At 53.2% G+C, this 5,434-nt stretch carries 6 protein-coding genes; all 6 read right to left on the reverse strand.

From position 1 onward, the window contains the following. Nucleotides 1-152: 152 nt before the first annotated feature. The 6 genes from OB87_RS19160 to OB87_RS19185 all read right to left on the reverse strand — a co-directional run bounded on the left by OB87_RS19160 (nt 153) and on the right by OB87_RS19185 (nt 5,238). The gene (locus tag OB87_RS19160) at nt 153-533 is read right to left on the reverse strand and encodes a hypothetical protein (RefSeq protein WP_235425304.1); all 381 of its coding nucleotides are present in this window, start codon (nt 531-533) and stop codon (nt 153-155) included. A gap of 145 nt (nt 534-678) precedes the next feature. After that, entirely contained in the window at nt 679-1,374 is a 696-nt protein-coding gene (locus tag OB87_RS19165) for an ABC transporter ATP-binding protein (RefSeq protein WP_033570965.1), read from the reverse strand. Further along, nucleotides 1,367-2,146, reverse strand: a complete 780-nt coding sequence (locus tag OB87_RS19170; protein ID WP_033570966.1) for an ABC transporter ATP-binding protein — start codon at nt 2,144-2,146, stop codon at nt 1,367-1,369. Before OB87_RS19170 ends, OB87_RS19165 begins: the two co-directional genes overlap by 8 nt. Further along, a complete protein-coding gene (locus tag OB87_RS19175; RefSeq protein WP_395857200.1) occupies nt 2,136-3,173 on the reverse strand; it encodes a branched-chain amino acid ABC transporter permease in 1,038 nt (345 codons plus the stop codon). Before OB87_RS19175 ends, OB87_RS19170 begins: the two co-directional genes overlap by 11 nt. Nucleotides 3,174-3,178: 5 nt before the next feature. Next, nucleotides 3,179-4,078, reverse strand: coding sequence for a branched-chain amino acid ABC transporter permease (locus tag OB87_RS19180; RefSeq protein WP_033570968.1), 900 nt, complete (start codon nt 4,076-4,078; stop codon nt 3,179-3,181). Nucleotides 4,079-4,101: 23 nt separating this feature from the next. Further along, nucleotides 4,102-5,238: an ABC transporter substrate-binding protein gene (locus OB87_RS19185; protein ID WP_033570970.1), complete on the reverse strand. Its 1,137-nt coding sequence runs from the start codon at nt 5,236-5,238 to the stop codon at nt 4,102-4,104. Nucleotides 5,239-5,434 lie beyond the last annotated feature (196 nt).

Here is a 5,434-nt window from a genome sequence, read left to right on the forward strand (position 1 = left end):
AGCCGCTTTATTATCGAGTTCGGTGATCGCCTGAGCGCTCACCTTTAATAGGGTGGCAATTACACAGAATTACGTACACCCTCTTCTCAAAATATCTTACGTTAGCCTAAATTTATCGTTAATTATAAAATCAGTAAAGAACAATAGTGATTTTATAACAAAACCTCAAAATAAGTAGCATTATCCTCACGATTAACGGAAAGTATAATAAACTTACTTTTATCTGGTGACTCCCACACTTCTCGGTAGCCGTCATCTATCTTAATTATAAAACCCAATGATTTAACATAGTTCCTTAACGTATTAATATCTGTAGTGTTTTCAAAATATACACCGGTCACCTGCTTACCTGGCCCCTCCGCATCGCCATGCTTAATTTGATATTTTTTCGATATTTTGGGTACATTTTTTACGATTGCCTCAATCGATTGATTGCTTTTAAAATCAACAAATGAGAGAGCATAAGCACTTACATTAAAAGAATAGAATATAAAAAAACATAAAATAAAAACCATCCTGATGAATATTCTCATACCCTTCTTACCTATCCTTTTAAGTACAGTAATTATTTCAATCCCAAGCAGTTCATATGGAAAGAGACAATTGGAAGGCATAAACTAAACCAGAGCGTTCGGCCAGGCAAGTGCGCCGACATAATACGGCGCACTCTTTTGTATATCATCCCCCCAAATACATCCGTTTCACCTCTGGATTGGCGAGAATGTCTTGCGCCGGGCCGTGCAGTGCAATATGCCCGTTTTCCAGCACATAGGCGCGATCGGCGATTTTCAATGCGGCGGTGGCGTTCTGCTCCACCAGCAGGATGGTGATGCCTTCCCTCTGCAACTGCTTGATGGTTGAAAATAATTCCCCGACGACCTTGGGTGCCAGCCCCAGGCTTGGCTCGTCCAGCATCAGCAGCACCGGTTCGCTCATCAGCGCGCGGGCGATCGCCAGCATTTGCTGTTCACCGCCGCTCATGGTGCCCGCCATCTGGCTGCGCCGCTCTTTGAGACGCGGGAACAGCGCGTACATGTTGTCGCGCAGATAGGCGAAATTGACCGGGTTGTTGTAAGCGCCCATGCGCAGGTTTTCTTCAATGGTCAGATTGGTGAACACCTTGCGTCCTTCCGGCACCAGCGCCAGCCCTTTACGCACGATCTGATGCGTTGGGCTGTGGGAAATATCCTCGTCGAGGAAACCGACCGTCCCGGTGGATTTCACCAGATTAATGATGCCGTTAAGGGTCGAGGTTTTCCCGGCACCGTTACTGCCGATAAGGGTGACGATTTCGCTGTTGTTGACCTCAAGATCGATGCCTTTCAGCCCCTGAATCAGCCCGTAAAACACCTGTAGGTCACTGGCTTTAAGCATAATCGATGTCCCCCAGGTAGGCGGCGATCACCTCAGGGTGATTCACCGCTTGCTGCGGCGTGCCGCTGAACAGCGGTTTGCCGTAATCCAGCACCATCACCCGTTCACACAACGTGTTGACGAACGACATATCGTGCTCGATCAACAACACCGTCAGGCCATAGTCGTCACGCATACGGAAAATCAGTTGCGCCAGCTCGGCTGTCTCTCGTGGGTTCATACCGGCCGCCGGTTCATCCAACAACAAGAGCTTGGGCGAGGTCGCCAGCGCACGGGCGATTTCCACCTTGCGCTGGTTGCCATAGCTGAGGTTGGTGGCAAGCGAATGCGCGTGTTCGGCAATGCCGATGTATTCCAGCAACGCCATGCCGGTTTCCCGCGCCTGTCGCTCAGCGCGGAAAAAGCGGCCGATGCGCAGCGCGGCTTCCAGAAACGAGTACGGGATAAAACGGTCAAGACCGATCAGTACGTTTTCCAGCACCGTCATCGATGGAAACAGGCGGATATTCTGGAAGGTACGAGCGATACCGCGGTTGACCACCTGATTGGGCTTCAGCCCGGACAGTGGCTGCCCATCTAGCCAGACGTTGCCGCTGCTCGGTTTATAGTTGGCGGTGATCACGTTGAACATCGTGGTTTTACCGGCACCGTTAGGGCCGATCAACCCAAAGATCTCCGCCGGATTGATCGTAAAGCCGACGCTATCGATGGCGCGCAGCCCGCCAAATTGCATGGTGACGCCCTCAACGCGTAATAACGGGTTATTTTCCATTCGCGCTTCTCCTGCGGATATCCCAGACTTCCTGCTTGCCTAACAACCCTTCACGGGCAAACAGCATGATCACCAGCAGCACCAGCGAGAACACCACCATGCGCAACCCCGGATGTGCGCCCAGATCCTGGCCGAACAGCGTTAGCGGTTGATCGAGGAAGCGCAGCCACTCGCCGCTGCCGATCACAATGATCGTGCCGAGAATGGCACCGGTGGTGCTGCCCAACCCGCCAAGCACGATGATGATCAGCAACTGGAAGGTCAGCATGAAGTCGAACAGATCCGGCGAGATGATGGTCAACAGCGACGCCAGCAGCCCGCCGCCGATGCCTTCGAAAAAGGCGCTGGTGGCGAAAGCGCAGGTCTTGATGCGAAAGGTGTTGATGCCCATCGCAATGGCGGCATCCTCGTCGTCACGTACCGCTTTCATGGCGCGGCCGTATTTGGAGTAGACCGCTTGCAGGATGAACAGCACCGCCGCCAACGCGATAAAACCGCACCAGTACAGAATGTGGCTGACTTGCGGGATCTCATTCAGGCCGATAGCGCCGTTGGTGAATTGTGGATTATTAATGGCGAAGATCTTGATGATGAAGCCAAACCCCAGCGTGACGATCGCCAGATAATCACCGCGCACCCGAAAGACCGGAAACGACAGGCATACCGCCACCACCGCCGCACACAGTCCGCTGATGACCAACGCAGGCAGGAATGACGCGTGTACCGCCAGAATTAACGGGCTGGGTGCCGTCATCTCAAACATGTCGGTTTTGGCGTCTGCACTCAGCAGCAGGAGTGCTGTGATGTAAGCGCCGATCGCCACAAAACCGTTCGGCTCCAGTGACAACTGTCCGGCGACGCCGTTAATCAGGTTATAACTGACTGCCAGAATCATAAAAATGAAGAGGTTACAGAAGATGCGCACGATGTAATCGTCAAACAACGCATCCAACCCGGCCAGCGCTAGCAGCGCCAACGCAAACACGGCAAGATACCCCAGCCACATTGCCGGGGAAGTCTGCGGCATTCTCATCAGAAACGGCTCCTTTCCAGTCGTTCATCGCCCATGATGCCCACAGGCCGAAACAGCAGCACCAGAATCAAAAACATAAAGGCAAAGGCGTCCTTGTAACCGCCCAACTCTGGAAACAGTGCCACCGCCACTACTTCGGTGAACCCAAGGATAAAACCGCCGAGTACCGCCCCGGTCACGCTGCCGATACCACCCAGCACCGCCGCTGCGAAGGCTTTCAGACCGATCAACACCCCCATCAATGGATCAATGGAAGGATAACTGATGGCGTAGAACACACCACCCAGCGCCGCCAGCGCGCTGCCGATCGCAAACACAAAAGCGATAACCCGATTCGCGTCGATGCCCATCAACCGCACAGTGTTAACATCAAACGCCACTGCGCGGATCGCCATTCCCTGCCGGGTGCGGTACAGAATGAGCAGGATCATCGCCAGCAGCATCAGTGTGATCAGCGGGACGATCCAGGCCACATTGGTGACAACAATCGCCCCCAGATTGATGGTCTGGTTGAAGAACGGCGGTGCCTCGAAGTAGCGTGGGCTGCCACCGAACACCACGTTGAACAGGTTTTCCAGAAAGAAGCTGACGCCGATGGCGGTAATCAGCATCGAGATTTTGGACGCCTGCCGTAGCGGGCGATAAGCGATTTGATCGATGGCGATCCCCAATAATGCAGCGATCAGAATGGCAACGATCACAGCTGCCCCGAAGGGCAGCCCAACAATGGTGGAACTGAGCAGGGCCATAAAAGCCCCGACCATCATGATATCGGCATGAGCAAAGTTGATCAGCCGCAGCACGCCATACACCATGGTGTAACCAATGGCGATCAACGCGTACATGCTACCCAGACTCATGCCATTGACCACTTGCTGCAAGAAAACGGCAAGATCCATCATGTCATCCTTAGCTGTAGCAATTACGGATTGATCACCGTTTTAAACACCATCTCGCCGCCCTTCACCTCGTTGATCACCGCCGGACGAATAGCGTCGCCGTCTTTCAGGGTCAGGGTGCCGGTGATCCCCGTGAAGTTGCTGGTGGCGCGGATCGCCTTGTTGACGCAAACGCGATCGTGCGGATCGCTACAGCTGTTCATGGCGTTGACGATCATCTTGTAGGCATCCGCCGTCATCGCTCCCCAGGTGTGGGTCGGTTCCTTGTATTTGGCGGTCCAGGCTTTGATGAACTTCTCGCCTTCCGGCGTCTGCTCCTTGGCGTTCGGCGAGTAGTAGTCGGTGGTCATCCAGCCTTCTACCGCGTCCTGTCCCATTTTGAAGAACACCGGGTCCGCCGCCAGACCGTCACCGCCGACTACCGGCACCTTCAGCCCGAGCTGCTTAGCCTGCACCGCAATCAGCGCGCCTTCGGTGTAGTAAATCGGCATGTAGATCATGTCCACATTGTGCGATTTGATGGTGGAGAGTTGGGCTTTGAAGTCCTTGCTGCCGCCAGGTGCCTGCACTTCAATCGGAATGGTGCCGCCGTTTTTCAAAAACTGGGTGCGGAACGATTTAGCCAACCCGACCGAATAGTCATTGCTGCTATCGAACATGATGGCGGCTTTCTTCGCTTTCAGGTCACGCGTTGCCAGATTAGCCCCCACCACGCCCTGAAAGCTGTCGGAGAAGCAGACGCGGCTGACGTACTCTTTACCTTTGGTTACCCGGTCGTTGGTGGCGGTCGGCGAGACGAGCGGCGTTTTGGTATCTTCCGCCATCTTGGTCATCGCCATCGTATTGGTGGAGGTTACCTCGCCGATCACCGCGTCCACCTTATCGCTGGACACCAGACGCTGCATGGCGTTGGCCGCTTCCACTTTGTCGCTCTTGTCGTCAATCACCACCAGCTTGATGGTGTCACCGTTTTTCAGTTTGGTATCGATGCCGTTAATCAGCTCCAGCCCTTTCAGGGACGGCTGACCGTAACCACTCAATGCACCGCTCAGGGGCAATACCACGCCAATCTTGATGTCATCTGCCCACGCCCCCACCGAAGCCAGTGAAGACGATACGGCTACCGCTGCAACAGTAAATCTGAAAAATTTGTTCTTCATGATCGCCTCTTCAAAAATAAGCATCACATTTCAGCGATGAAATGACGCTATATACAGGGTGATAAAAAGAAGATCTGTGTGACAGGATATCCAGGCTGTTCACCGGGGAAGAGGCAGCAATAAATATGCCAAATACACAAAAATAATTAATGTATTAATAATCAAAACGTAAAAGAAAAGAGGGTGTACGTAATTC

The organism is Dickeya undicola (assembly GCF_000784735.1).
GTDB classification, from domain to species: Bacteria; Pseudomonadota; Gammaproteobacteria; order Enterobacterales; family Enterobacteriaceae; genus Dickeya; species Dickeya undicola.